The organism is Desulfosporosinus acididurans (genome assembly GCF_001029285.1).
Taxonomy (GTDB): Bacteria; Bacillota; Desulfitobacteriia; order Desulfitobacteriales; family Desulfitobacteriaceae; genus Desulfosporosinus; species Desulfosporosinus acididurans.
The window spans coordinates 211943-238740 of record NZ_LDZY01000001.1; the positions used below are offsets into that span (position 1 = coordinate 211943).

General features: G+C 42.0%; 17 protein-coding genes and 1 pseudogene. 5 read left to right on the forward strand and 13 right to left on the reverse strand.

Annotated elements, in window-relative coordinates; translation table 11 throughout:
• Positions 1-55: 55 nt before the first annotated feature.
• The 8 genes and pseudogenes from DEAC_RS00980 to DEAC_RS01015 form a co-directional block, all read right to left on the reverse strand.
• Positions 56-1010: pseudogene (locus tag DEAC_RS00980) on the reverse strand (LysR family transcriptional regulator).
• A 322-nt stretch (positions 1011-1332) separates the two neighbouring features.
• Complete coding sequence (locus DEAC_RS00985) at positions 1333-2799, reverse strand: cobyrinic acid a,c-diamide synthase CobB (protein ID WP_047808365.1); 1467 nt, start codon at positions 2797-2799, stop codon at positions 1333-1335.
• A gap of 201 nt (positions 2800-3000) precedes the next feature.
• Entirely contained in the window at positions 3001-3225 is a 225-nt protein-coding gene (locus DEAC_RS00990; RefSeq protein ID WP_047808164.1) for a hypothetical protein, read from the reverse strand.
• A gap of 25 nt (positions 3226-3250) precedes the next feature.
• The gene (dsrB, locus tag DEAC_RS00995; protein ID WP_047808165.1) at positions 3251-4309 is read right to left on the reverse strand and encodes a dissimilatory-type sulfite reductase subunit beta; all 1059 of its coding nucleotides are present in this window, start codon (positions 4307-4309) and stop codon (positions 3251-3253) included.
• A 33-nt stretch (positions 4310-4342) separates the two neighbouring features.
• Positions 4343-5566 carry a dissimilatory-type sulfite reductase subunit alpha gene (gene dsrA / locus DEAC_RS01000; protein WP_047808166.1) on the reverse strand — a complete coding sequence of 408 codons (1224 nt, stop codon included), beginning with the start codon at positions 5564-5566 and terminating at the stop codon, positions 4343-4345.
• Positions 5567-5599: 33 nt separating this feature from the next.
• Entirely contained in the window at positions 5600-5788 is a 189-nt protein-coding gene (locus tag DEAC_RS01005) for an ATP-binding protein (RefSeq protein WP_047808167.1), read from the reverse strand.
• A gap of 526 nt (positions 5789-6314) precedes the next feature.
• Positions 6315-7928 (reverse strand): (Fe-S)-binding protein, encoded by a 1614-nt coding sequence (locus DEAC_RS01010; protein WP_047808168.1) that lies wholly within the window; start codon positions 7926-7928, stop codon positions 6315-6317.
• 42 nt (positions 7929-7970) lie between these two features.
• The gene (locus DEAC_RS01015) at positions 7971-8861 is read right to left on the reverse strand and encodes a respiratory nitrate reductase subunit gamma (RefSeq protein WP_047808169.1); all 891 of its coding nucleotides are present in this window, start codon (positions 8859-8861) and stop codon (positions 7971-7973) included.
• Positions 8862-9165: 304 nt separating this feature from the next.
• Between DEAC_RS01015 and DEAC_RS01020 the strand changes: the two genes are divergently transcribed.
• A complete protein-coding gene (locus DEAC_RS01020; RefSeq protein WP_047808170.1) occupies positions 9166-9918 on the forward strand; it encodes a hypothetical protein in 753 nt (250 codons plus the stop codon).
• A gap of 96 nt (positions 9919-10014) precedes the next feature.
• On the opposite strand, the gene DEAC_RS01025 is transcribed toward DEAC_RS01020, so the two are convergent.
• The 3 genes from DEAC_RS01025 to DEAC_RS24460 all read right to left on the reverse strand — a co-directional run bounded on the left by DEAC_RS01025 (position 10015) and on the right by DEAC_RS24460 (position 12897).
• Positions 10015-11163: a THUMP domain-containing class I SAM-dependent RNA methyltransferase gene (locus DEAC_RS01025; protein ID WP_047808171.1), complete on the reverse strand. Its 1149-nt coding sequence runs from the start codon at positions 11161-11163 to the stop codon at positions 10015-10017.
• 236 nt (positions 11164-11399) lie between these two features.
• Positions 11400-12623, reverse strand: coding sequence for a peptidase T (pepT, locus tag DEAC_RS01030; RefSeq protein WP_047808172.1), 1224 nt, complete (start codon positions 12621-12623; stop codon positions 11400-11402).
• Positions 12624-12762: 139 nt separating this feature from the next.
• Entirely contained in the window at positions 12763-12897 is a 135-nt protein-coding gene (locus tag DEAC_RS24460; RefSeq protein ID WP_282433362.1) for a hypothetical protein, read from the reverse strand.
• 147 nt (positions 12898-13044) lie between these two features.
• On the opposite strand from DEAC_RS24460, the gene DEAC_RS01035 reads away from it, so the two are divergent.
• Both DEAC_RS01035 and DEAC_RS01040 read left to right on the forward strand, forming a co-directional pair.
• Positions 13045-14361 (forward strand): aminotransferase class V-fold PLP-dependent enzyme, encoded by a 1317-nt coding sequence (locus DEAC_RS01035; protein ID WP_047808173.1) that lies wholly within the window; start codon positions 13045-13047, stop codon positions 14359-14361.
• 66 nt (positions 14362-14427) lie between these two features.
• Complete coding sequence (locus DEAC_RS01040; protein WP_047808174.1) at positions 14428-14904, forward strand: DsrE/DsrF/DrsH-like family protein; 477 nt, start codon at positions 14428-14430, stop codon at positions 14902-14904.
• Here DEAC_RS01040 and DEAC_RS01045 read toward each other — a convergent pair whose 3' ends face one another.
• The gene (locus DEAC_RS01045) at positions 14905-15537 is read right to left on the reverse strand and encodes a ribonuclease H1 domain-containing protein (RefSeq protein ID WP_047808175.1); all 633 of its coding nucleotides are present in this window, start codon (positions 15535-15537) and stop codon (positions 14905-14907) included.
• 242 nt (positions 15538-15779) lie between these two features.
• Here DEAC_RS01045 and DEAC_RS01050 point away from each other — a divergent pair, with 242 nt between their 5' ends.
• Complete coding sequence (locus DEAC_RS01050; protein ID WP_047808176.1) at positions 15780-16442, forward strand: type II toxin-antitoxin system RelE/ParE family toxin; 663 nt, start codon at positions 15780-15782, stop codon at positions 16440-16442.
• Positions 16443-16455: 13 nt separating this feature from the next.
• Positions 16456-17898: an MFS transporter gene (locus tag DEAC_RS01055; RefSeq protein WP_242847045.1), complete on the forward strand. Its 1443-nt coding sequence runs from the start codon at positions 16456-16458 to the stop codon at positions 17896-17898.
• A 185-nt stretch (positions 17899-18083) separates the two neighbouring features.
• Here the strand turns inward: DEAC_RS01055 and DEAC_RS01060 are convergent, their stop codons facing one another.
• Positions 18084-26669, reverse strand: coding sequence for a GH36-type glycosyl hydrolase domain-containing protein (locus DEAC_RS01060; protein ID WP_053006240.1), 8586 nt, complete (start codon positions 26667-26669; stop codon positions 18084-18086).
• Positions 26670-26798 lie beyond the last annotated feature (129 nt).

The window sequence follows — 26798 nt, forward strand, 5'->3', positions numbered from 1 at the left end:
GCACTTCCCACTCGTGACATTAGAATATAAAAAAACACTCAAACTTGTTCTCTTATTATTCTATGCTGTCCAATTCATTATAATCTTTACTAAGGATTTCCGATAACAATCTGTGATCGTGAAGCAAATCAATTAATAGACGCTCATCTTTTGACTGTGTCGCCTGGGAATTTTGATGTGCATTTGTAAGAATACTTAAAGGCCGATAGACCGGAGCATCCTGAATTTTTAAGGACTTAAAAATCTTTTGATCACATTCCCGGCGTACAGTAAGGGACGAAATAATTGTTATTCCCAAACCTGCTGCAACGACTTCTTTGATTGCCTGAGTGCTTCCTAACTCCATACTAATATTTAACTGTTCTGGTTCGAGGCCTCGCTCTTTAAGAGCCATTTCCATAACCTTACGTGTTCCTGAACCATCTTCACGCGTTACTAAGCGCTCATGCGGTAATTCCGCAAGAGTTATACTCTCTCTAGCCGCCCAGGGATGAAAATAAGGAAGTACGACAACTAATTCGTCTTCCCAAAACTTTTCGACGTTTAGATCCTTATGGCGAGGTACAGGCCCTTCGATTAAACCAATATGAATCTTTTTCTCCAGAACATCCTGCGATATAGAATCAGTATTCGCGATTTTCGCCTTAAAATCAACGTCAGGATGATTTCTATAATAAATAGGCCAAAATATTAGGTAGAATATACTCTCCTATTGTCAGCGTTGCCCCTAAATAAATAAGACCTCTCCGTCCTTTTGACAAGGCACTAATCTGTTCTTTGGCATTCATAAGAATATCGAGAACACTTCGAACATGAGTATAAAATATTTCCCCCTCTTTTGTCAGCGTTACTCCTTTATTCGTTCTATCGAAAAAACGAGCACCGTATTGATTCTCTAAGTTCTGAATCTGCAAACTAATACTAGGTTGGCTCATATGGAGTTTTTTCGCAGAGAGCGTAATGTTTTTAGTTTCTGCCACTTCTTTAAAAACAAGAAAGTGTTGTTCCATGATGGTAAATCTCCCTCCTAGATTTATATCCATAAAATATTTTGCCAATTGCTTTGGTTAGCGTCAGTCATAAAAAAATTAGGTTTGGTATCGTATATATTTATAATACCATTAGCAGAAAGATTATTCCAGATGAGCAAACGTTCTTTTTCTTAAATAATAGAAATTTAAGAACTCCGCATTAAATTATGGTCTTGCGGAGTTCTTTTTCATCATACCCGAGATTAAATCAATCAGGTGATAATGATTAATATTGCCTGCCAAAATGATTTATCCAGGTTCGAACATATATAATATAATATCATAATCTTAGAAATTATATTTAATTTTGGCCGGCAGCTTTCTCAAGCAACAGCCATTTTCTTCGTTTATTATGCTTATATTGTATAGCGAGATCGACCATACGTTCAGCCCAAACTGGGCATCCCACAGCATGAAGATGATTATAAGAAGCAAATACGTTCTTATAATAAATCCCATCATGCTGTCCGTCAATTCCATGTCCACGTTTAACTTCAAAACCGAATTTTACTTCAGAAGATAAATTAATGATACGAGAATTATGAAATTCGTGTCCTTTAACTTCTATATCATCATCAAACCAAGGTTGCCCCTGGTTAACTTTCATCAGTGTATACCCATGCCCTTGGGGTTTTCGTTCCATTTGAGTATCAAAGGGGAGCAATCCCACCATATTATAACTATTATTCGAAATAGATATGGATCGACCTAAAAACATTAATCCCCCACATTCAGCGTAGATTGGGAGACCTTTTTCGGCATAGAATTTAATATCTTCCCGGATTGATTTGTTCTTTTCAAGTTCGGCAGCGAAAATCTCCGGAAAGCCTCCCCCAATATATAAACCATCGAGGTCATCAGGAAGTTTACTATCACTTAGCGCTTTAATTGGAATAAGATTAGCACCAAGTCGTTGTAAGGCCTCGATATTTTCAGGATAATAAAAACTAAAAGCTGCATCCTTAATTATTCCAATATTAGGCGAACTATTCTTTGTTTTCAGATTATCATCTGAATTAATTAGAGTTTTCCCCTGGATATTGGGAACTTCCGGGGCAGTTCGGGCTAACTCTAACACAAGTTCCAAATTAACATGCTTAGAAATAATCTCTGCAAAATAATCCAATAATTGATTTGTTTCATTGAATTCATCACTCGTGACTAAGCCAAGGTGGCGATCAGGAATGGTTAAATTAAGATCTTTAGGAATTGCCCCAACGACAGGAATCTTGCAAAATTCCTCGATAGACTCACGTGCAACTTTCTCATGCCGATTACGAGCTACTTTGTTAAGAACAACACCAAGTATTTGTACTTCCGGGTCAAAATGCTGATACCCCATGACCATTGCTGCAATGCTTCGAGTCATACGGGTCGCATCAACAACCAAAAGTACTGGTGTTCGTGTTATCTTAGCTATTTCAGCTGTTGAACTGCTTCCTCGCAGGTCAGATCCATCATATAATCCCATAGCTCCTTCAATAATTGTAACATCTTTGTCGCTTGAATGATTATAAACGGACTCACAAAGTTCTTGATGTGTCATAAAATAAGCATCTAAATTGCGGCTTGTTGTACGAGCAGCTACAGTATGCCAACTGGTATCAATATAATCAGGGCCCTTTTTAAAAGGTTGAACCCTAACACCCTGCCGCACAAAAGCCCTTAATAATCCTAAGGTAAAGGTGGTTTTGCCACTTCTACCTTGAGGTGCTCCAATGACGATGCGTGGGACGCTTAGGTTACTTTGATCAAGATTCACAGTCATATTTTCTGATATAGGCAACACATCATCCACACCTTTCTTGGAGCTTTTGCTTTTGACTTACGCACCTCATAACAAAATTGACCACCCAACTTCCGATCCCGGGTAATGCTTGATCGAATAATCAGCAGAAACAGGATCAGAGAAGTCGGGATGGTCAACGATTTAAAACTGATGATTAAGAGTGATCGCGTCGATCAATAATTATGAATTTGGTGTTTTTACTTTACCTTTTAGGCAAATATAAGTTGTCGTAATATAGAGGTATTCAACAAGGTCCTCAGCAGTAAGTTCTTTTACGGCATCATCAACATCGCTTTTCTTCTCGCCGATGGCAACCGCAACGTCTCTACTTTTAGCTTTTTCAACCTTAGCCAAGTACTCAAGAACTTTCTTCTTGACTTCTGGGTTCGCTGGTCCTCTACCCATTTGTCTATACCCCCTAAATTTTTAATTAGTATTTAAATCCAGCAGCCGTACGGAAAGTCTCCCGTGCAAAGATATAATCGTCAATAAGCATTTCAGAGAACGGCAATCCACTTAGGCTAAAGAATTTTTCCCAGCCAATACGCTCAATCCATTCACCAAGACGCTCACCTTTGTGTGCATTGGCAATCCAGAGTTCAATAATACTGCGGATAGCTTCTGTAACTTCAGGCCAACGCGGCGGATTGTTCGGCAGGAACGGAATTACCATGCGAGAAAAGCTCGGTGCAGTACGGGCATTGGAAACTTTACCACCGATGAGAATAGCAATACCGTCATTTCTCGGATCATAAATTTCCATAGCCGGAGACATGGTGTAGCAGTTTCCGCAGTACATGCATTTATCTTCATTTACGACAACGCTCTTGTTCTTCGGATCTGGACGAATAGCACCAGTCGGGCAGCTTGCTACCAGCGTCGGGATTTCAGTTGTTTTACGGAGTTTTTCATGATCAATACGAGGAGGAGTACGGTGAACACCAACAATTCCGATGTCACTGCAGTGTGTTGATCCACACATATTTAAGCAGCAGGCTAAGCCCATTTTTAATTTAGCCGGGAGCTTCATGGATTCAAAATACTCATATAAGTCATCCATAACAGCCTTAACGACGCCTGAAGCATCTGTTGCAGGTGTATGGCAGTGAACCCAGCCTTGAGTGTGGATGATGTTACTAATGGATGCACCTGTTCCGCCAACAGCATAACCTTGAGCTGATAATGTCTCAAGAAGTTCTTTAAGTTTAGCTTCATCAGACACTAAGAATTCTACGTTGTTACGTGTTGTGAAACGCAGATGTCCATCGCAATATTGGTCAGCAAGGTTGCAAATATCACGAATGAAATCAATACTTACTAAACGAGGAGAACCTACACGCACACTATAAAGAGCTGCACCGCTCTCAGCAACGTGTTTGAGTACACCCGGTTGTGGGATCTCATGATATTGCCATTTGCCATAGTTTTCCTTAATTATTGGAGGAAGCATCTCCTTATAATTAGGAGGTCCTTGGTCTAATTTTGCCATGATTATCCACCTCTCGTTAAACTATCTATTTTATTAGAGTTTCGAACCATCAAGAGCAGTACCTGACTTGTCAAGGTCATCTTGCTGCCAGAATACATATGGGTTAGCACGCGGACGGAAGACTTGCTGTGGTACAGCAGGAATTTCACATTCACGGAGGAATTTACCCATTCCTACGCGATAAATTAATTCTCCAAGACGCTCACGAGACTTACCGTTCTCATCCCACCAATCCCAAATGCGTCTTACGAGATCTTTAAATTCTTCAAAGTCGCTTTCCACTTCCATCTTCATGAAAGGTACAACCACTGAAGACATAAACGCTGATTGAACGATTGTTGATTTACCACCGATCAAAATGGAAGCGCCTTTTTCTTTACCAGCTTTAATTGCTTTAGGCATCATGTTGATGCAGTGCATACAACGCGTGCAATCTTCAGCAACTACGGAAAGCTCTTGAGCTTGGCTATTATAAGTCAGGCACTTAGTCGGACATTTGTCACAAACCAGACCTTGAATATCAAAGTTCTTCGCTGCATATTCTTTAACAGCTGCTTGATCAAATTGGATGGAATCACGCCAAGTACCAATGACTGAGATATCTGAACGGGCAATTGCACCAGTGCAGTCGTTAGCACAGCCTGAGAACTTAATTTTGCTCTTATAAGGCCACATTGGACGATGAAGCTCATCCATAAATTCATTGGTAATGTTATAGCATGCTTCAAGAGTATCGTAGCAGGCAAACTCACAACGGCCAGGTCCTACGCAGCAGTTGGTTGTTCTAAGGCAGGATCCAGATCCGCCCAAGTCAAAACCAGCTTCGCTATACTCATCAAAGATAGGTTGGATATCCTCTGTTTTACAGCCTAGCAAAATGACGTCCCCAGTAGAGCCATGCATGTTTGTTAAGCGGCTGCCGTATTTCTCCCAAATATCACAAATTGTGCGAAGTGTTTTCGTGTTGTAGAAGAATCCTGATGGTTGATTGATACGGACTGTATGGAATTCAGCAACATTTGGATAGGTTTCAGGCTCATCAACATAACGACCGATAACTCCACCGCCGTAACCTCTAACCCCAACAATTCCACCATGTTTCCAGTGTCCTCTGTGCTCAACATAAGATCTCTCCAAAACTTGGAGCAACTCGCCGGCAGATTCACTCTTAACTGCAGCGCGTTTCATTTCCGTCACAAAACTGGGCCATTTTCCTTTTTCCAGTTCGTCCAGTAGCGGCGTTTTCTTTTCCGTCATTGCACACCCTCCATCTATTATTTTATGGGGTTTCTACATTTCAGTAATAGTGACTGCACCAGTCGGGCAAACAGAAATACAGCTTTCACAACCCATACATTCTGATTCGTCGCCGATTACATGTGCTTTGTCATCACTAAAGCCAAGCAGGTGAGCTGGGCATCCTTCAGTACATGAGTTGCAGCCAGAGCACTGATCCTCGTCAATTGATACGATAAACACTAATTACACCTCCTTAACCTTAAAAGAGAAGTATTAAAAAATGAACATTGTGAGAAATTAGGAGAAAATCTTCTTGTGTAAATTAACACTAGTTCATATTCTTAATTTAACACCTTGTATTCTCTACGTACAATATATAATTACGATTGTACAATATACAAAACTAATTATTATATTTATCGTTCAAATTTAACCCTTAATTACATTTTGGTTTAGTCTTAAACTTCTATAGTTCTTGATTTTAGAGTCTACCTTGAAGATGCTGCTCACCAAAAATAATTGCTAATATTGTTTATATCGTGAGTACAAAGGGCATTAGATAATGCTTTTGAGGGAAATTTATCCAGTTTAAGATCCTCACTTCTATAAGTGGGGGTGGTTCTCGAATAATTACAAGAACACATGTTCTTGTAATTTGCACAAATACGTACTAGTCGATATCAAAGTAAACTTTTCTTTGTATCTGCATTGATATGGACCATTTCAGATACTGAAATGGTCCATTAACAAATTCTATCACTCTAAACTATTCCAAGAATTCAAAGAAAGGCTTTTTCATGCTTACGAGGGCGTTAACCATAAGTTCAACGAGTCCGCCATATTGAAGGTTAAACTTCTCTGTAGCTTCATAATGCTCCAGAATTGCCCGCATAGCTCCCTTACAGTTCGAACAAGGGGCACAGATATATTTAACCTGAGAGGCATCTTCCATTTTACCTTGAAAGGCGCCCAGAATTTGGTTGAACTTCATCCGGGAAGCAACGTTATCTCTAAATGACGGGAAGTTTTGGGAATTCATAATAGCAAAGCCACTGCCACCACCACAGCAATAGTTATCAACACCATGGGGTGTCATTTCTCTAAACTGAGGGCATATTTCCCTTAAGACATTTCTCTGTGGCTCAACAATTCCCATCTGACGAACAACATTACACGGATCATGGAGAGTCACCGGGAAATTATTACGGCTGGGATCCATTTTTAAACGCTTACTCTGTACTAAATCCCAGAGAAGAGGCAAGCAGCTTTCGACATTAACTTTGGTATCGCCATAAGCCATACGATCACCTGCAACAATAGATGCCTTATGTGCATGGCCGCATTCACCGACAATAATACGATTAACGCCGAGTTCCTTGGCAGCTTTCATCTGTGCTAAAGCAATCTTCTTAGCTTGAACGTCATCATACCACAATCCGTAGTTAACACTATCATAACCCATCATTTCACTGCTTAGTGTCCAATTAAGTCCTGCTTCGTTCATTAAAATTGCAAAGGCAACTGGATTTTCCGGCCAGGCAATGAATTCACCTGCATTATGCAAAACGAGTATATCTGCACCTTTTTTGTCAATAGGGAACTTCAATTTGATGCCAAACTTCTCTTCTGTATCCTCTTCCAGAAATTCCAGGGTATCCAAGAAAGCGGGTTTAGTTAAACCGGTTGAGGAACCCGTTTTGAGTTGCAGCATAGTTCCTTTATTATGCAGAGGTGTCGGAGCAATTCCGATTTCCTGACTAAAGATTTTACGAATTTCTTTTGAGAGAATTGAATTATCTAAGCCCAACGGGCAAGTTTGTGCACATCGCCGGCAGAGATTACAACGGTAAGCCAACTCGCCTAAACGAGCAATTGTTTCCCAATTGACATCAATGTCTGCTCCGACAAAGCCGCCTAATAGTTTACCACTCTTCGTAAAATACTTTTTCACAATTTTGCGCAGGACTTCCGAGCGAAAAATTGGACGATACAGTTCATTGTCTCCAGCTGCTTTATAGATATGGCAAGCTTCAGAACAGGTGTTGCACTTGGCACAATATTCAAAAGACAATAATAAAGGTTCCAATATTCCATTATTGGCATCCGAGAAAATTTTCTCTAAGCCACTGAGAAACTTACGGACAAATTCGTCTTCTTCTTCTTTAGTTTGAGGACGAGTCAAAGTATCAAGCGCAATAAAACCATCTAAAGAAGCACAGTATTTTTCTCTCCACGCAGGCTTGGGCTCGGTAATGGGGGGCTGCATACCAGGTTTATCATAGGGAGGCAATAATGGCATTAGATTATAGGTTTCGAGTTTAATCAACTGTTCATCCTGACGCCCCAAATCCTTCGGGCGCAAATCTTTTTGATCTAACATTTAGTTCTCCTCTTTCCAAAAAGTTCACTTAGGAATTTCATGCTATTTCTTCGTGGAGCTAGGCGCCTGAATATGAGGAGCTGACCAAGTGGTAGTTGGACGATAAGAAGTAGCCGCCTTCACTTTTTGCTCAACAGCACTCCCTCTAAGATTAGGGCTATTGTCCCACAGAACCGTATGGAAGGTAAAGTACTTTCCTACATAGTGGCTCATTTTGCTCAGAGGGATATAGATTAACATAATTCCGACCAGAATAACATGTAAAACCAGGAGTCCATTAGCAGCAAAAGGTGTAAAGGTAATAATGCCCGCAGTAACTTCGCGAGCTGTACCAAATGTAAAGTCGCTGCTCCAGGTTATGATTCCAGTAACAACTGCTGCAAAGAGCAGCAAAAGGTTAAAGTATTCTTGAGGTGTCGTATATTTTTTAAGAGTAGAGTCAAACATACGACGAAGAACTAACAGCCCAGAACCTAACGCTACTAAAACAAGTCCAATAATCCCAGTGATATAAGTTAGATAAAATAATAAAAGTCCCCAAATGCTCGTTGTATTCGCTGCCACCACAATTCCATTAAGCATTGAAACGGCTCCGGCAACTAACAAGAATGTCCAAACAAAAATAAAATAAATTCCTAGATGAAGGGCATAAGAAAGCCACCAAAATGGGCGCTGATTTTCGAATAATGTTTTTATGAAGACTATTTCCTTAAACATTTCGACAATTTCCCGAACATGTGAAACTTCTCGAGGTTTTTTCCACCAAGAAATCTCCTCGTAGAATGAGCCTCCGTGCTCAAATCCTTTTTCTTTCGGTACGGGATATAGTTCCATTCGCCCGTGTAATGGTAATTTTGAAAACTGATAGGCCTTATAAGCGGACAAACCAAGAAAAAGGAGTATGGCCGCATAAGCAATTAAACTTAGAAACAAAACCCTCTACCTCCTTTGTTATTATTATCACGTTTAGTGTATTTGAGTTATTTAAGCTTGTAAAATTATCATTTTTTATCCTACCATATCATTATCTAATTGTATCTTTATGGTGTACATATCTATTTTTTTATTCAAAAAAGGCTTAATGGTCTGATATTTCTTAATTATAATTACTGTCCGAAAAAATATTGTCGTTTTTTTATAGACTCCAAATTAAAACACAATATTTTAGCTTTTATAAATTATTGTTTTCGTATAACATAATTACATCATTAATAAAAAACTGCAAGGAGGTTCTTGAATGAAAGCTTTAATAACGTTAACTGCCAGTGAATCTAAACGTCTAATTGCCAGAGGAGTTAGGGGATTGTCCTGTGTTCAGAATGCTTTAAACAAACATGCTGTAATTATTGCCGGAGGTACAACAAATGCTTTTGTGGCTGAAGAATTGCTGGGGGTAACCATTGAAGATAAGACAGGCTACACCATGGGCATTGTTTCTAAAGGAGAGTTAGGAATCAGCCGCTCTACGAAGAGAACTGCTCCTTATGTCATTGTTGAGGGAAAGGTTATTGAGACCCCATGGAAAGAATATCTTCCTAAGTTAAAATCCGGCGATATCTTTATCAAAGGAGGAAATGCCATCGATTACACCGGCTTAACCGCTGTGATGGTTTCAGATGCTTCAGGCGGAACTATTGGAGCTGCACAGGGAATACTCTATGCCCGCGGAGTAAAGCTAATCGTTCCTATCGGTCTTGAAAAAATGGTGCCTGATGTCCGTCAGGCCGTGGAATTTATGACCAAATCTACTGTAGATGATTCGATTGGGCAGAAAGTTGGTCTTATCCCAATGTTGGGGGCAATTCCTGTCACAGAGTTAACTGCACTGGAAACGTTATATGACGTGGAAGCTCGGTGCATTGCCGCCGGAGGTGTCGATGGTTCGGAAGGAGCCGTCATCATAGCCATTGAAGGCCTCGATGAGGAGGTTCAACGAGCTTTGCGAGATCTTCAAACCGTAAAAGGAGAGCCTCCAGTTTCTGCGAGTTAGATATCCGAAAAACCGTACATGATAAACTTAGGATATAATATTGAAAGAGGATTATTCGCCCGGCGACGGGGAATAATCCTCTTTTGCATTTCTTGTTTACGTTCGACTAGTTTCTCTCGGCGGACGTGGTCCAAAAAATTGATAATAATGACACTCTAGTCGTCCATTATAAAGTTTTCTGCTTTTGTCCCAGCGCCTCCCCATCAAGCGTTCGGGATATTGTTGATTCGTAATAACATGGAGAGACCAGTTTTCTAAACGGTTAAAGGTCTCACCAAGTTCAAGATAAAGCTGTTCAATTTCTTCCTTTTGACCTAGTCGCTCACCATAGGGTGGATTCGTAATAATATGACCATAATTAAATCTTGATCTAACCTCTGCCACCGGCAAACGCTGAAAATGAATTAGATCACTGACACCGGCCTCCTGAGCATGTGTCCTTGCTAAAGACAGAGCCTTAGGGTCAATATCTGAGCCATATATATGAAGGTCTTTACTATGTCCTTGAAGATCAAGGGCCTCTTGAAAAGCTTCCTGCCAAAACTCTTTAGGAATACATGGCCACTTTTCGGCATCAAAGCTTCGCCTGAGACCAGGCGCCCGATTAAGGGCAATCAAGGCTGCTTCAATTAGAATCGTTCCCGTCCCGCAGAAAGGGTCTAATAAAGCTCGTTCTTTATGCCAATGACTTAATTGAACCATTGCTGCAGCTAGAGTCTCTTTCAGAGGTGCTTGACCCGCAAGTTTACGGTAACCGCGTTTATGCAGACCAAGTCCGGAAGTATCGATTGTCAAAGTAGCCTCGTTATTCAGAAGGGCAACCTCAATTTGATAGCGGGGCCCTGTTTCTTCGAACCAACTACGGCCATATTTCTCCTTTAACCGTTCTACAATTGCCTTTTTAACAATAGCTTGACAATCGGAAACACTGAATAGCTTTGATTTAATTGATTTTCCTTGGACGGGAAAGTTCGCATCCTCAGGAAGCCATTCTTCCCAAGGTAATTTTTTCGTCTCTTGAAAAAGCTCTTCAAAGGTCATAGCCTTAAAAGAACCAATTTTTAAGAGGACGCGATCCGAACTGCGCAGCCAAATGTTTGAGCGGCAAATTCCCAGCTCATCAGCGACAAAAGTGACCTTTCCATTTTCAACAACTTGATCGAAATACCCCAGTTCCTTCAACTCTCGGGCGACAATAGATTCTAAACCAAAGGCAGCCGTTGCTATTAACTGTAATTTAGCCATTTTGGATTCAACCCCTTAAATATTTACGACTAACCTCTTCAACTCTGGAAAAGGTCCTTGTCAACTATACGTTTTAGAGATAATAATAGCAAGTAGAAATTCGTCGCAATTTTCTGCATCAAGCAGAATACGTCAGGAACATGCGTTCTTAATTTAGAAATATTAACCAATTAACCAAACTTTGCATTATTGAATCAATAGGTTCTAGGATAAGCTTTTCCAATTTTTAAGTGCTATCATTTTGCAGTATAAATCTCAACAATTTTTAAAATAACGTCTACTGCTTTTTCCATAGCAAAGATGGGAATAAATTCAAATTTTCCATGAAAGTTGTGTCCACCGGTAAAAATATTTGGCGTAGGCAGCCCCATAAATGATAGTCTAGCCCCATCAGTTCCGCCTCTGATCGGACGGATATCCGGGACCACGCCAACTGCCTCCATGGCCTTTTCCGCATTTTCAAGGATATGCTTTACAGGTTCAATCTTTTCTTTCATATTGAAATATTGATCCTTAATCTCTATGGAAAACCTTTCGGGTCCATATTTTTCATTAAGATCAATTATAATCTGCTGCAACTTTTCTTTTCGTTGTTGAAAAGAATTTATCTCAAAATCACGGACGATATAATTAAGAATTGTCTCTTCTACGTTTCCATGAATATCAGTCAAGTGATAAAATCCTTCATACCCTTCAGTATTGACAGGGGTTTCATCCTTTGGCAGCTTCATAATAAATTCTTGAGCCAGCAAAATGGCATTAATCATTTTACCCTTAGCCGATCCTGGATGAACGTTTCTTCCTTGAACTTTAACTTTTACCCCGGCCGCATTAAAATTTTCATATTCTAATTCACCAATTGCACCACCATCAACGGTATAAGCAAACTCCGCACCAAATCTCTGAACGTCGAAATGGTCCGCTCCCCTGCCCACTTCCTCGTTAGGGGTAAAAGCAATGCATATCTTCCCATGTGAAATATCCTTATGACACTGCAGGTAATCAATGGCCGTCATCACCTCAGCAATTCCTGCCTTGTCATCTGCGCCAAGTAAGGTTGTTCCATCGGTGGTAATTAGAGTTTTCCCACGGTAATTTAATAATTCCGGAAAGTCCTTAGGTGATAAAACAATATTTTTATCTCCATTGAGGACAATATCACTGCCATCATAATTTTCGATAAGCTGAGGTTTTACATCCTTGCCAAGCATATCGGGACTTGTATCCAGATGGGCGATAAAGCCAATTGGCGGAATGTGTTTGCTGGTATTTGCCGGTAAATGAGCAAGGACATATCCCTTTTCATCGACGGAAGCATCGTCTAAACCTAAAGCTTTAAGTTCTTCAACAAGAGCATTAGCCAATTCAAATTGCCCGGGAGTTGTAAGAACTACGGTTTCTTCACTCGATTGTGTATCAAATTTTACATAATGTAAGAATCGTTCAATTACAGTTGTCATCTTAAAACCTCCATCTTTAGCAAAACTATTTTTACAACACATAGGTTTTTAAGCTCGGTTAACGACTAATTATACCATCAACATACTATAAACCGCATTTACTGAATTCAAGCCTCAGCCTGGGGCTGAGGCTTGAAAACTAGAGCTCACTGTTAGGGTTCTCTTTAAGATCTTTACCTTTCTTTTGATGCTGTTTGAATTCTGCTCGCCGCGAATCATATTTGGCGCTGGCAAGACCTTTGGGGTGTTTTTGGATTTCACCTGACTTTTTCATAGTTACCTCCATACTTTCGCAAGTGAATTTCAACGTTAGTATGTTACACAGGAGAATATATCATGTAGTCAAATTCTTTAGTCACCTTTTGCTTAAACAATAATATGATGCTGAAGAAACATATTTTTAACTGAAAGAGATGATTACATGAACTATAAACTTTCAGAATCAATTTATAGGCATCTTGTTATGGGGACAGACATGAAAATTCCCTTATACAACGGCGAATGGGTAACGGGCATTAATTTTGATAATGCCGCGTCAACCCCCCCTTTAGTTTCTGTTATGGAGGAAATAAATCGTTTCGCACCAATGTATTCTTCAGTACATCGCGGAACTGGGTACAAATCTCAATATTCTTCCCAGATCTACGAAGAAGCGAGATCAATCGTTCTGAATTTCGTTAATGCTGACCCCAATAACGATACGGTGATTTTTGTTAAAAACACGACTGAAGCCATTAATAAATTGTCTTATCGCCTTTGCGAAGACAATAAGAAAGGTATCATTATATCTACATGGATGGAGCATCATTCCAACGATTTGCCATGGAGAAACAAATTTCAGGTGGATTATGTAGATATAAACTCCCAGGGAAAACTAAACCTCACGGATCTGGAAAACAAACTAATACGCCATAAGGGGAAAGTAAAATTAGTTACAGTTACCGGAGCATCAAACGTAACCGGCTACATTAATCCCATACATAAAATAGCCGAATTGGCACATCGTTATCGAGCTCAAATCCTTGTCGATGGTGCTCAAATGGTACCCCATACCATTGTCAACATGAGGCCGGAAAACCCACTTCAGCGTATCGATTATCTAGCATTTTCGGCTCACAAAATGTACGCACCCTTTGGCAGCGGAGTCCTGATTGGTCCTCAGGAAACCTTCCAAAAAGGTGTCTCAGAAATGGTGGGAGGAGGAACCGCCGAGATCGTAACCCATGATTGGGTTATTTGGAATGACCCTCCAATGAAAGATGAGGCCGGCTCTCCAAATGTCATAGGAGTTGTCGCTCTTGTCGCTGCGATAAAAACGTTGTCTGCTCTAAACATGAAGAAAATTGACCATTATGAATATCAGCTTGCCGAATATGCTTATACAGGACTAAGATCAATTCCGGGCATTACACTATATACTCAGTTAAGCCCGGGAGAACCCCATATAGGCGTCATCCCTTTCAATATTAAAGGTATGCACCACGAACGGGTTGGTTCAATTCTCTCTCAGGAAGCCGGGATCGCCGTTCGGACAGGATGCTTCTGTACTCAACCCTATATCCAGAAATTATTATCAATTTCTCCGAAACAAATGGAGTATTACAAAAAGAGCCGGAATTCTTCTCGCCCAGGTGTCGTCCGTATAAGTTTTGGCCTCTATAATAATTTTAACGAAATAAATATTCTCCTGCAAACCCTGGAGCAAATTGTCAGACACCCCACCATGAGCATCTCCTAAGTTATACTATTCTAATTTTTACTTATACTAGCTTTAGAAAACAAATTCTAAGGGGTGTAATAACTATTGGAGAAAAAGATGAATATTCTCATGTTCAGCGGTGACTATGATAAAGCCTTAGCAGCCCTCATACTCGCCAATACTGCAAAAGAATTAGGGGTTAATGTGAGCATGTTTTTTGCTTTTTGGGGATTATTTTTGGTAAGAGATCCAGCCAAGTTATCAGCAGACGACAAAACTGCTTTTGAAAAAATCTTCGGTTTAATGACACCCAAAGGGCCGGAAGAATTACCCCTTTCTCGCATGAATATGGCAGGTTTAGGAAAACAAATGCTCCTTGAGATGATGAATGATGACGAGACCCCCACACTCACCGATTTCCTTAATGGGGCCCGAAAAAAAGGAGTAACCTTTTTTGGCTGTAAGCTCTCTGTTGAGGTCATGGGCTTTAAGGAGGATGAATTACTGCCGGAAGTCCAAATTATTACGGCTAAAGAATACTTAAAAGATGCCTTAGAGTCCGATATGCAGCTCTTTATTTAATCACTTACTATTAATTCCCAACGCCTCCTTGGCAAGCCGGTCCACGTAATCGTTAAACCGATTACCACTGTGACCGGCTACTTTTTCAAAAGTGTAGAGGCCTTGGTACTCTTTCATAAATGTTACATAGGCTTGTGTAAATTTATTCTTTGCTTTCCAGGCACCAGTAACCCAGTGGGCAATTCCTGAATAGTCATGATAAATTCTTATCTTGGCATTCAGACTCTTAGCCTTTTTCACAGCATGTATTACCGCTGCGATTTCTCCGGCAACATTCCTCATTACGGCAGCTTCATGATTTTCTCCCGCTCCATTCGCTTCAAAAACAACTTGTCCCTCTTTGACAAAGACATAACCAAAAGAATACTTCCCATTTCGATAACTGCCATCTGTATAAACATCATAGTCATACTCCCAGTTTGCTTCACATACTTTATCTTCAGAGGAGTTTGTCTTGACCCCACCCTTTTGATCTTCTCCATCATCTTTCCAGGCAAGGGCTTCGGCTTTCGTTTCGAATCCTTTAAAAACTGCCCCCTTATACCCTTTAACTGCTGCCTGACAATCAGGCCAATTATCAAAAAGCCCCTTCTTGTAGCCCTCTTTCACAACATAAAAATTCTTTTTTCCCAAAGCTGCAAAACCCCTTTGACTAAAATTTGGAGCTTTTTTCCCACGTACTATTATAGTATAAGTCTTGTTATCTCGAAACAAAACCGAATAAGATATTATTATGTGCAGAATAGTCTAAATATTATTTATAGGTCGGGAGGATTTACCCAATTATTGGTCGAACTCATAAAGATACCTATGGTGTCTAACAGTATAACCTAAGTTCAAACCCAAAAAGACATGAACTACGAGGGGGAAAAACAATGGAAACTTACCGGGTAAAGATCGGAGCAGAAGGAGAAATCTCATTACCCTTAGAATTGAGAAATCTCTTTGGATTAGCTCCAGGAGACACTTTAGATTTATGTGTTGATTCTGAGGGCAAAGTTTTCGTAAGAACTGCCGAGCGTTCAGTCGAACCTCTTTCCGATTTTTTTGAAGACCTGATTATCGGCGATTTACATAGCGCCGGATTTACAGGCGACGAGCTTAAGAATAGATTGCTGGAACAAAAATTAAAGTTAAGCACAGTCCTTGACCGAATGGCTGAAGAAGGTTACCGGGCTCATAAAAATTTCCAATCCGTGAAATGGCGCGCCATCCAAAGCATAAAATCATTGGAGAGCATGAAATCATCTCCAACGCCTTATCAAGTTGTCGTAACCACCCGGGGAATTCATGATTTGGCTGTCCTCCAAGCGGCAGAGCTTAAGGAAATACCAGCAGTGTTAAGCCAACTCGAAGAAGATCCCTTAGGATTTAAAAGACTGAAAGGACCTTATTATGAAACATACCGGGTTTCTTTCCGCTGCGGCCACAAGGAATACCGAGTCGTTTACACCATATTTGCCCCTGAAAATTTAGTCGTCGTGTTAACCATCGGGAAAAGAAAAGCAATCTTTGAAAAGCTGAACGGCATTGCCTAAAGGAGCAAGTTAGGTGATCGAAGGTTACAACTCCAGCTATTTTAAAGACTCTCCCAAATACCGATGGTTTATTTTAGCAACGGTTTCCATTGGAACCTTTATGTCAACGTTGGACAGCAGTATTATCAGTGTAGCTTTACCGACAATCTCAGGACAATTACAGGCAAATCTATCGACACTGCAATGGGTAGTTACCGCCTATTTATTAACCATCTCCAGTTTACTCCCTGTTTTTGGCCGCTTAGCAGATCTTATTGGGAGAAAAAGAGTCTACTCTTCTGGATTTATTGTTTTTACTCTTGGTTCTGCACTTTGCGGCCTCGCGACAAATATCTGGTTTCTTATTGGAATGCGTGTCCTTCAGGCAATTGGGGCATCGATCCTCATGGCAAATAGCCCGGCCATTATTACTGCGAATTTTCCTCCAAAAGAACGCGGAAAGGCTTTAGGGCTAACCGGAACTGTTGTTGCTTTGGGAAGCCTTACCGGTCCCGCGCTCGGCGGCATATTAGTTGGGCTGTTAAACTGGCGTACCATATTTTACATCAATTTACCTATTGGAATTTTAGGATACATCGCCGCCCTCGTAATTCTTCCCTTAGACACACCCCTGCCAAACAGCGAAACTTTCGACTTTCTGGGCGCCTTTCTTTTTACCGGCGGCATGCTGTGCCTTTTATTTTCCCTCAGTAATGGCCAAGATTGGGGATGGAAATCCTATCTGATTATAGGCGGCTTAATCCTCGGCCTCATCTTATTAATAACATTTTTCTTAGCCGAAATTCGTGTTTCAAGCCCTATGATTGATCTGTCCCTGTTCCAAATCCGACCCTTTTTAGTGGGAAATATGACTGGGTTTCTTTCCTTTGTAGCGATGTTTGCCAATACCATGCTGATGCCTTTTTACTTACAGCATGTTTTAAATTATGATCCCACCCAAGTTGGGTTAATAATGACCTCTTTTCCCCTGACGTTGGCAATTTCTGCGCCAATCAGCGGACACATCTCTGATATAATCGGCCCACGCGTCCTGACCACAAGCGGATTGATCGTCTTCGCCTCAGGCTTTTTATATTTGTCCAGTCTAACGGCCTGCTCACTATCTTGGCAAATCGTACCTGGTCTTTTGCTGATAGGTTTAGGTTGTGGTCTTTTCCAATCTCCCAATAACAGCAGCGTCATGAGTTCAGTTCCAGCAATAAAATTAGGTATTGCCGGTGGAATTAACGCCCTGCTTCGAAATGTTGGCATGGTTATTGGAATCTCTTATTCCATATCCTTATTTGAAAACCGACAGGCAGTCCTGCTGGAAGGTGTCATCTCTCCAACAGCAGCACAAAAAGCAAATGCTTTTGCAGGGGCTTATCAGATTGTCATGTTAACCTCAATGGGAATTGCAATTGTCGCTGGTTTACTCTCTCTTTACCGCAAAGGCTATTATCAACCTGAAGCTTAAACTCTTAATACAAAATCCTAAAGATTAATTTCTTAACACTACCGTACCTGACCTTCAAGGAGAAAAAAAGCCTTCTGTCGTAGAATCATAACTACGAAAGAAGGCTTTTTGTGTCTGGAAGCTGCCCAAAATTATGTGGTATGGAGTCTCTCAAACCATTATTACTAAGATGAACTGTAAGGTTATTACATAGTTAAATGTACGGTGTGAACCTGACTGTCATCCTTGAGTAAAATGATCGGTTCCTCTAAAAGTACATCGTCACAGGTAATCTGTTCAGCTCCGGTCATCTTCCCTTGAGGGTTCTCAACGACGATTTCATACCGTGATGAACAGTACGTATAGGTTAAACGGAAGCCCTTCCAATGGCTGGGTATACACGGTTTCAGAATTAACCTGTCCCCTTGTCGTTTAAAACCTAATATCCCTTCCAACCCGGCCTGATATAACCACCCCGCCGCTCCAGTATACCAGCTCCAGCCGCCGCGGCCTACATGAGGGTGAATGGCATATACATCCGCAGCAACGACATACGGCTCGACTTTATAGCGATTGGCCTCATTCTCCGTTCGAGCATGATTGACAGGATTTAACATATGAAACAATTCCAGGGCTTTATCTCCTTCACCCAGGGTTGTGTAGGCCAATACGGCCCAAATTGCCCCGTGAGTATATTGTCCTCCATTTTCCCGAACCCCCGGAACATAGCCTTTAATATAACCCGGATCAGGCAGAGACTTGTCAAAAGGCGGTGTCAGCAGCAAAAGAATTCCTTCATCTTTGCGCCACAAATAGTGTTCCAAGGCCAACATCGCATCTAAAGCGCGACTAGGTTTAGCTGCACCGGAAATTACCGACCAAGACTGAGCAATAGCATCAATCTGACATTCTGTATTTCGGGTTGACCCTAAGGGAGTGCCGTCATCAAAATAAGCACGACGATACCAGCCGCCATCCCAACCATGCTTTTCTAAAGATTGTTGAAGCTCTTCGGCAATTCTGCGATAGTCCTCTCCCCGTTCCTTGTCTTGACGACCCAAGCAAATAGTGGAGAAACGCTGCAAGGTTAAATACAAAAACCATCCTAACCAAACACTTTCTCCGCGACCCTTGGGACCGATTTGACTAAATCCATCATTCCAGTCTCCGGAACCAATCAGCGGCAAGCCATGTTCACCAAAACGCATACCCCGTTCAAGAGCTCGCAGACAATGTTCGTAAACAGTCCCAGTCTCTGCGGAAATGTTAGGAACCGAATAACGTTCATCTTCCCCCTCTTTCAACGGTTCATCATCAAGGAAAGACGTGACTTCTTCCAGTACCCCTATATCCCCGGTACGTTCAATATAATGAGCAGTCACAAAAGGAAGCCACAGCAAATCATCCGCAAACCTTGTTCGTATACCTTTACTTTTTCCTTCATGCCACCAATGCTGCACATCGCCTTCTCTAAATTGGTGGGCACAATGAAGAATAATTTGCCTCCGAGTAATCTCAGGGGACGTGTAGACCAGCGCCATAACATCCTGAAGTTGATCTCTAAAGCCATAAGCTCCCCCGGACTGGTAAAATGCCGATCTTGCCCATACCCGACAAACTATAGTTTGATAGAGCAGCCAGCGATTTAAGAGCAAATTCATCGATGAATCAGGTGTTTCAACTTGAATTTTACCCAGCAAGCCATCCCAAAAGCTTTTGACATGTTCCAGTTCTTCGTTTACCTTCTTGGGGTCTCGATACTTCTCACGAATTCCTTCAGCCTCTTCTCGATTCAGAGTATCCCCTAATAAAAAGGTCACTGTCTTTTCTTCTCCCGGCGCAAGCGATACGTTTATTTGCATAGCCGTACAAGGGTCAAAACCTGCACCTACGGAATCCGAGAATTTTCCCGTCTTTAAGCCGGTGGGATCAGCCAGGCTTCCGTTTCGCCCGATAAATTCTGCTCGATCTCCGGTATAACTATCAATGTCCCCGCCGATTACTGTCAGAAACCCTTGCCTACCGGCAAATTCTTCTTGATAGGTGTTCCGCACTAAGAAAAGTTGATTCTCCTTATCAAATTCAGTCACCAAATAAGGAGCCGTCTGTTCCCGGGCCACTCCCAAGACCCACTCAGCGTAATAGACCAGACTTAAATGTATCGTCTGTTCCGACATGTTGCTAAGTATTAATTCGGTGACTTTGACAGGTTCCTCAACAGGCACGAAGAGTCTTAATGTTTGTTTTATGCCATGACTGCAGTGTTCAAAGACAGAATATCCCTGACCATGGCGTACTGTATAAGTTCCTTTCTCACGCCTAGGTCTGGCAGTCACAGACCAAAATTCGCCTGTATCTACATTTTTTAAGTAGAGCACTTCCCCAGGAGGATCAAGAACCGGGTCATTGGACCAAGGAGTCAGTTTATACTCTCGGCTGTTCATTGACCAAGAATAACCCGCACCTGCCTCGGAGACCTGAAAACCAAACCTTGGGTTGGCAATAACGTTAATCCAGGGAAGCGGGGTATTCCTGCCTTCCTGAAGTTGAATGATATATTCGTTGCCATCGTCACTAAAGCCTCCATAGCCATTTGGGAATGTTAATGAATTTAAGATCTCATCGATGGATTCAGGAGGTTTATATTCTGAGGAAGCTTCCAGGGAGACCTCATCTGCTTCGCGAGGACTATGAGTACCGGCATCGATCTCTTCCTCAGTAATTAATTTGCTCTTCTTACGAACTTGAAGTGTACAAGACCCACCTTCTCCAGTAAACATTATTCTTGCTACAGTATAAAGCAACCTTAAATCATCAGGATGAACATGGCCTTTTTGCAGGATAAAAACGCCACCCGGCTGATTTAAGCGATCCCGTGCGTGTCCCATCGAAACTAAATCCCGCAAATTATCCTGAAAAGCCTGGACATAACCGCTCTCGTCCTCGTTGAGAATTACTAAATCAGCATATAACCCTTTTAGACTCCAGTATTCATGGATCGTGAGCAAGCGGCGGACTAAATCCAGATGTTCTTCGCGATCAACGCGAACGAGTACAATTGGCAAATCACCTGAAATGGCATAGGGCCATAAAGCGGACTGCCCTTTACAATTCTTTGCGATGCATTCCGCCACATCTCTGCGGCACGGGCTGAGATAGAACAGGTGGCCTCCAAGACTGAGTGCTTCATTAGCCTGCCCGGCCGTCAAATTCAGATGACGAAGTTCCATATTGCAATGCGTCCAAGCCAATTCAAAAGCTCGATTGACCGAGAGCGGATCGCGGTATTTTTCAGAAATGCGAAGTATTTCCTCTTGATTATCTGCATAACCCACTGAAAAAGAAACCCTGGCTGTCTGCCCCGGACCTATTCTGACTCGCTGTCGCAGGCTCATAATCGGATCAAGAACTGCGCCTACCGTATTCGACAAGGGACGATTGGCATCAACGGCTTGCGGCTTGGCAAGGCTTCTCCCCCTTCCGACAAATCGTGCTCGGTCTGTCTCATATTGCAGGGTTCCCACCTTATCTCCTTCTGTCGCCACAGTATGCATCAGCCACAAACGCCGCTGATTTTCTTTACGAGGCCGCCGTGACGCAAAAAGCACTTCATTCCGATATTCCGTTTGGATAAATAGATTACCAAAGGCAGGATGGGCCAAATCATCATTTGCCCGTGCTAAAACGACCTCGAAATAACTGGTGATCTCTACAACACGCTCAAATTTGCTGTGATTCGTCAGGGAAATACGTCTTATTTCCGTTTGGTCCTCGGGCGAAACAACGATTTCTGTTTTAGTCGTAAGGTTACCGTCCTGGCGACGATATTCCACGCGATCCGGAGCGAAGGTTACTTTGTAGTCCTCCCCGCCGAAACCACAAGGCTGAAAAGCGGCTGACCAAACATCGCCGGAATTTAAATTTTGAATGTAAAAATACATGCCCCAAGCATCACGGGTTACATCTTCTCGCCAGCGTGAAATACTGATTTCGCGAAAGCGGCTGAATCCGGCCCCTGAATTTGTTAACATCACTGAATACTGTCCATTGGAAATACAGTGAGTAACCGGAATGGGGCTCATGGCAGTATTGATGAAAATAGAATGGTTTTTTTCCGGAAGAGTGTTTTTACTGTACCGTTCCGCAACAACCTGTTCGCTCTCCGGCTGAGATACAAGAGATACTGCTGAGGGCAGCCTTTCTTGAAGAAGAAGCTCCGAAGCTTGAATAAAAGGCTCCTTATGCAGTCGACTTTGCATCCTGTTATCAAACAAAACATTATCCAGTGCCAGAAAGCTCATTCCCTGATGATGAGCCATGAAACTCTTAATTAACTTATGAGATCGTCCTACAGGAATGCGATCCGCCGTATAATCGGCGGCTTCATAAAGGCCGTATCGGCCGCTGAAACCCTGTTGATCCATATGGGAGATATTGGCTAACCCTTCCTGCGGAGCAACCATAAGCGCCAAAAAACTGGCATAGGGTGCAATTACTAAATCTTGAATCAACCCTCGTTTCAGGCCCAATCCCGGAACCCCGAAGGCTTTATATTGATAGTTCAGCTGGGGATCGAAGGCGTAGAAGCCCGATTCGGATATTCCCCAAGGCAAATTATGTTCAGCAGCATACTTGCGTTGAACTTCAACGACTGAATTATAGGTTTCATCCAATAACGTCCCTTCATAATTCCTCATGACCAATAGAGGCATTAAAAACTCAAACATCGTTCCGCTCCAAGAAACGAGGCTGCGTTTTCTCATAGCCAAAGTTAAGGTCCGTCCAAGTCTAAACCAATGACTATGGGACACATCCCCTTTGGCGATGGCAATAAAACTTGCCTGACGGGCCTCAGAGGCCAATAAATCATAATAGGACTTATCAAGCATACTGTCCCCAACGCGATAACCGATGGAGAAAAGTTGACGTTTCTCATCAAATAAGGGCCGAAAATCCGTAACCAAAACCATCGCTTCGAGCTCATGCTGTAATTCTCTGGACTTAAGTAATACGTGCTGAGCTTTTTCTAAGGCAGGTTTGATCTTTTCTCCAACCTCTGCAGAAAACTTCCCATGTTCTAAGCCCTGAGAATAGTCCAATGCCAGGCGCTCTAGAGGTGCAAACTGAAGGTCATCGGCAACCTGTTGGTCAATTTGGTTTTTGAGTGCCGGATCATTAACCCAGGGGAAAAAGTCTTGAATCTCCTGCTCAAAGGAAGCAATCATTTTCTGTATTTGTCCAGCCCAATATCTTCCTTCTTCAGACCATTCTTGATTCGAGGAAACATCGGGCCAAAACGATAATAACTGTCGCCAGGTTTCAAGACTCCAGCTCTTGTCAGAGGTCTCTAGAAGTTTCTTAAGACTCCTTTCGAATTCGGAAAAATCGTTTGCTGCCTCTTCGCCGACAGCCTGTTTGAAGAGGATTAACGTATCTTGCAAGGCAGAGAGATAACCCAAATTGAGAAGTGGACTTTCCAGCAATTCGCTAAGTCCGGATTTCAACGTCACCAAATACATCACGAAATTACCGCTATCCACAGTGGATATATATCGTGGCTCTAAAGGTTCCAAACTAAGCGTATCATACCAATTGTAAAGATGCCCTTGCCAATGTTCTAGCTCCTTAATCGTCTGCAGTGTTCTTTCAATTCTGTTAACGGCCGTCCCTAAGGAAATATAACCAAAGTCTCTTGCTGCTAAATTTGCCAGTAAGGCTAAACCAATGTTTGTTGGCGACGTTCTATGGGCAACTCCATTGGGCGGATCAATTTGGACATTGTCAGGAGGCAGCCAATGCTCAGCATCACTCACAAACTCTTCAAAAAAGGCCCAAATTTTTCTGGCCCAGAGACGTAGAGACTGCTGTTCGGAAACAGAAAGCAATTCCTTCTTATGTTGTTTTGGCAGACTTACTCGATAGGAATACCAAATGGAAAAAAGCCATAGAACCGCTATAAGAGTAAACCCTATCAGCTTAGCCGGAAACAGAAGCCCGATCAGAAAAAATACAAGGATACAATAGACGATGACAGGCCGCATTGCTCCTAAAGTTGCTTTAAAACTCAGGTCGATTCGTTTTTCCGTATCCGCAGCCGTCTCCCATTCCAACATATTTCGGTGAGAAATAAACTGCCGATATAAGCTTCTGAAAATGGCGTCAAGCATAATGTACGATTGATAGGGAAGCAACGAGAATTGCAGAGCAAATTGTTCGGCAAGAGTTAAAAAATCCTGAACAGCGTTAGTTTCTTCTCGTCCTTGGCATAAAAGCATATTAAAGATGCTCAAGATCATGGGCCAGAGAATACCTAAAGCAGCCAGTCCGGTCCATACCCAAGGACTCCCAGGAAGAATCATGAATCCTAAAGTCAATAGCAATAATTGGGCTGGATTTTCCAAACTTCGTCTTAAGTTATCAAAGATCTTCCATTTGGATATAAATGGAATAGTCTTAAACAACCAGGGAATGAGCTGCCAGTCTCCTCTCACCCAGCGATGTTGGCGCCGCAGAAAAGCGCGGTAGGTCGAAGGATAACCATCGATCAATTCAATATCTGTGACAAGGCCCGCTCGGGCATAAATACCTTCGATGAGATCGTGACTGAGAATGGTGTTTTCCGGAAAGGTCTTGTGGGTTACTTGTTGAAATACTTCAACATCGTAAATCCCCTTTCCTGTAAATATCCCTTCGTCAAATAGATCCTGATAAAGATCCGAGATGGCGTTTGTATACGGATCTACTCCAACTCTGCCCGAATAGATCCAGGAAAATTCGGTGGCACCGGCGCTTAAAATAGAAACTCCTACCCGAGGCTGTAGTATCCCGTAACCTTGGACGACTCTGGTTTTATCCTCATTTAACTGCGGAGAGTGCAGCGGATGGGCAAGAGTTCCAATTAACTTTTTGGCTGTTCCCTGAGGTAATTGAGTATCGGCATCAAGAGTTATTACATAGCGGATACTCGGAAGGATAGCTAAGTTTCCAATTTGGATATCATAACTAGTCTCTCCGGCTTGACGCAACAGTGAATTAAACTCCAAAAGCTTTCCTCGTTTACGCTCCCAACCCATCCAGACTCCTTCAACAGAATTAAATATGCGGTGGCGATGAAAAAAGAAAAATAGGCCTTGCTGGTACTTTTGATTAAGATTTTCTATTCCTTCTTTCGCAGCGATGATAATTTCCTTATCACCCGGAACCGTCTGGGAGGGGGCATCTGCAAAATCCCCCAGCAAGGCAAAATATAGGTTATCATCTCTGTTTGCCAGAAAATATACTTCCATTTCAGCGATGAGCTCTTTGACTCGATCCACACTCGTTAGCAGAGTGGGAACAACAACCATTGTCTTATATGCTTCAGGAATCCCCTCTCTAAGCTCCAATTTCGGTAAAAAGGCAGGCGTAAACAGTTTGCAGACTAACCAGTTAAGGGTAGGTATTATTAAACCGCTGGCCCAGACAAGGAGTGTTAAAATTAAGATGACATAGCCAAGAGAGGGCGGCATGCTGCGGGCGTATGATAAAATCCAAAGCGTCAGCAAACATATCCCAAGCATTAGACTACCAAAGTAATATGTTAAAGGGTTTTTCCTTACGACTTGACGAAGTTTATAGAGAACACTGAAATTTGAACCAAAGTCCTGTTCCAGCTCCTGTTCCAAACTGCTTCGGCCCGGGCCCAATAAATCAAACCCTATATGGGAGACCAGTGTATTCCCTTCTTCTTCTGCCTTTTCTGCCCTAGCGAGTACCCTTCGTGCTACAACAAGTTCCGAGGTTTTAAAATTTTTAGCAATTATTTCTACCTCATGGCGATAGGCATCCCGTGAGTCGAAATCCATTTGTCCATAAATATGGCTGGGATCCTTAGCAAAAACACTCTCGACTAAACTTACTTCTTCGAAAAACCTGGGCCAATTTTCTGCGGCAATAAAATGCATGCTCGTAATGGCATGCCCCATTGATACTTGATACATTGTCTGTCGTTGACGTTCGAGTTTTGCTAATTCCTCAATGGTCGTATCCTGTTTGGCAACAGCGCGATCAATCCAGTGCAGTAAAGGGGCCCCTTCCACGCCATGTTCGCGCATCCGTCTTAAAATTTGTTCGGCGTAAGCTGACGAATATTCTTCCTCCATACTTAAGGTTTTTAACACGTTATCCCAGTTCGTTTTATCGTGTTCGCTTTCTAAAAGAGGCAGAAGCCATTGGTCTGCCCGTTCCCTTTCGGTTTGGGTGAAGATAATAAGCTCCGCTAATCTCCTAATATTCTCGAGGATTACAATTCTTAGCATTGTGGGGATTGCCCATAATTCACCGCTCGTTAAAGGAACTTGAACCTGATACGCATTGATAAACGCTTTTAAAGTATCGCGTTGTAATTGACTATCTGTATGCTCGATTAGTTCGACGAGCAAAGCGTATACTCTGGGATATCCCATAAAGTCCCCGCTGGAAATGCGGGGCAGCTGCCGTTCAAATTTCAAAGAAATGCTTTTGGGGATCTCCTCTTTCAATCCTCTGAGACTATAATAATTGTCTAATAACCATTCCGTTGCTGGGATGGAATCTTTTGTTCGAGCAGCATAATCCGTAATTTCATGATAAGCCCGTTCTAAGAACTTAATATTTTGTCTGACCCTTGGCAAGAGAGTTCGCTTCGGATGATGAGCGCTCTGATTCGCAGTGAAACGGGCAATTTCTTCCGCATGCTTCAGCAAATCTTCCCCATGAAGGGCAATGTCCTTATATGGCTCTTCTTTAATCATTGACCGTGCGAAAAACTTCATTGTTCGTCTCCGTTTGTCATTTTTTGAGCATCATTATTGCATTATTCCCAATCTCTCCCACTTCATTCATAAAAACAAACACCCTAGCCATTTTTCACAGCTAGGGTGCCGAAATTATTTATTAATTTA

Bases quoted from the DNA above. Each gene is read 5' to 3' on its own strand.
- DEAC_RS01010 (WP_047808168.1), bottom strand. From the start codon at position 7,928: ATGTTAGATCAAAAAGATTTGCGCCCGAAGGATTTGGGGCGTCAGGAT.
- pepT (WP_047808172.1), bottom strand. From the start codon at position 12,623: ATGACAACTGTAATTGAACGATTCTTACATTATGTAAAATTTGATACA.
- DEAC_RS01020 (WP_047808170.1), top strand. From the start codon at position 9,166: ATGAAAGCTTTAATAACGTTAACTGCCAGTGAATCTAAACGTCTAATT.
- DEAC_RS00985 (WP_047808365.1), bottom strand. From the start codon at position 2,799: ATGACTGTGAATCTTGATCAAAGTAACCTAAGCGTCCCACGCATCGTC.
- DEAC_RS01025 (WP_047808171.1), bottom strand. From the start codon at position 11,163: ATGGCTAAATTACAGTTAATAGCAACGGCTGCCTTTGGTTTAGAATCT.
- dsrA (WP_047808166.1), bottom strand. From the start codon at position 5,566: ATGACGGAAAAGAAAACGCCGCTACTGGACGAACTGGAAAAAGGAAAA.
- DEAC_RS01035 (WP_047808173.1), top strand. From the start codon at position 13,045: ATGAACTATAAACTTTCAGAATCAATTTATAGGCATCTTGTTATGGGG.
- DEAC_RS24460 (WP_282433362.1), bottom strand. From the start codon at position 12,897: ATGAAAAAGTCAGGTGAAATCCAAAAACACCCCAAAGGTCTTGCCAGC.
- DEAC_RS00990 (WP_047808164.1), bottom strand. From the start codon at position 3,225: ATGGGTAGAGGACCAGCGAACCCAGAAGTCAAGAAGAAAGTTCTTGAG.
- DEAC_RS01060 (WP_053006240.1), bottom strand. From the start codon at position 26,669: ATGAAGTTTTTCGCACGGTCAATGATTAAAGAAGAGCCATATAAGGAC.
- DEAC_RS01050 (WP_047808176.1), top strand. From the start codon at position 15,780: ATGGAAACTTACCGGGTAAAGATCGGAGCAGAAGGAGAAATCTCATTA.
- dsrB (WP_047808165.1), bottom strand. From the start codon at position 4,309: ATGGCAAAATTAGACCAAGGACCTCCTAATTATAAGGAGATGCTTCCT.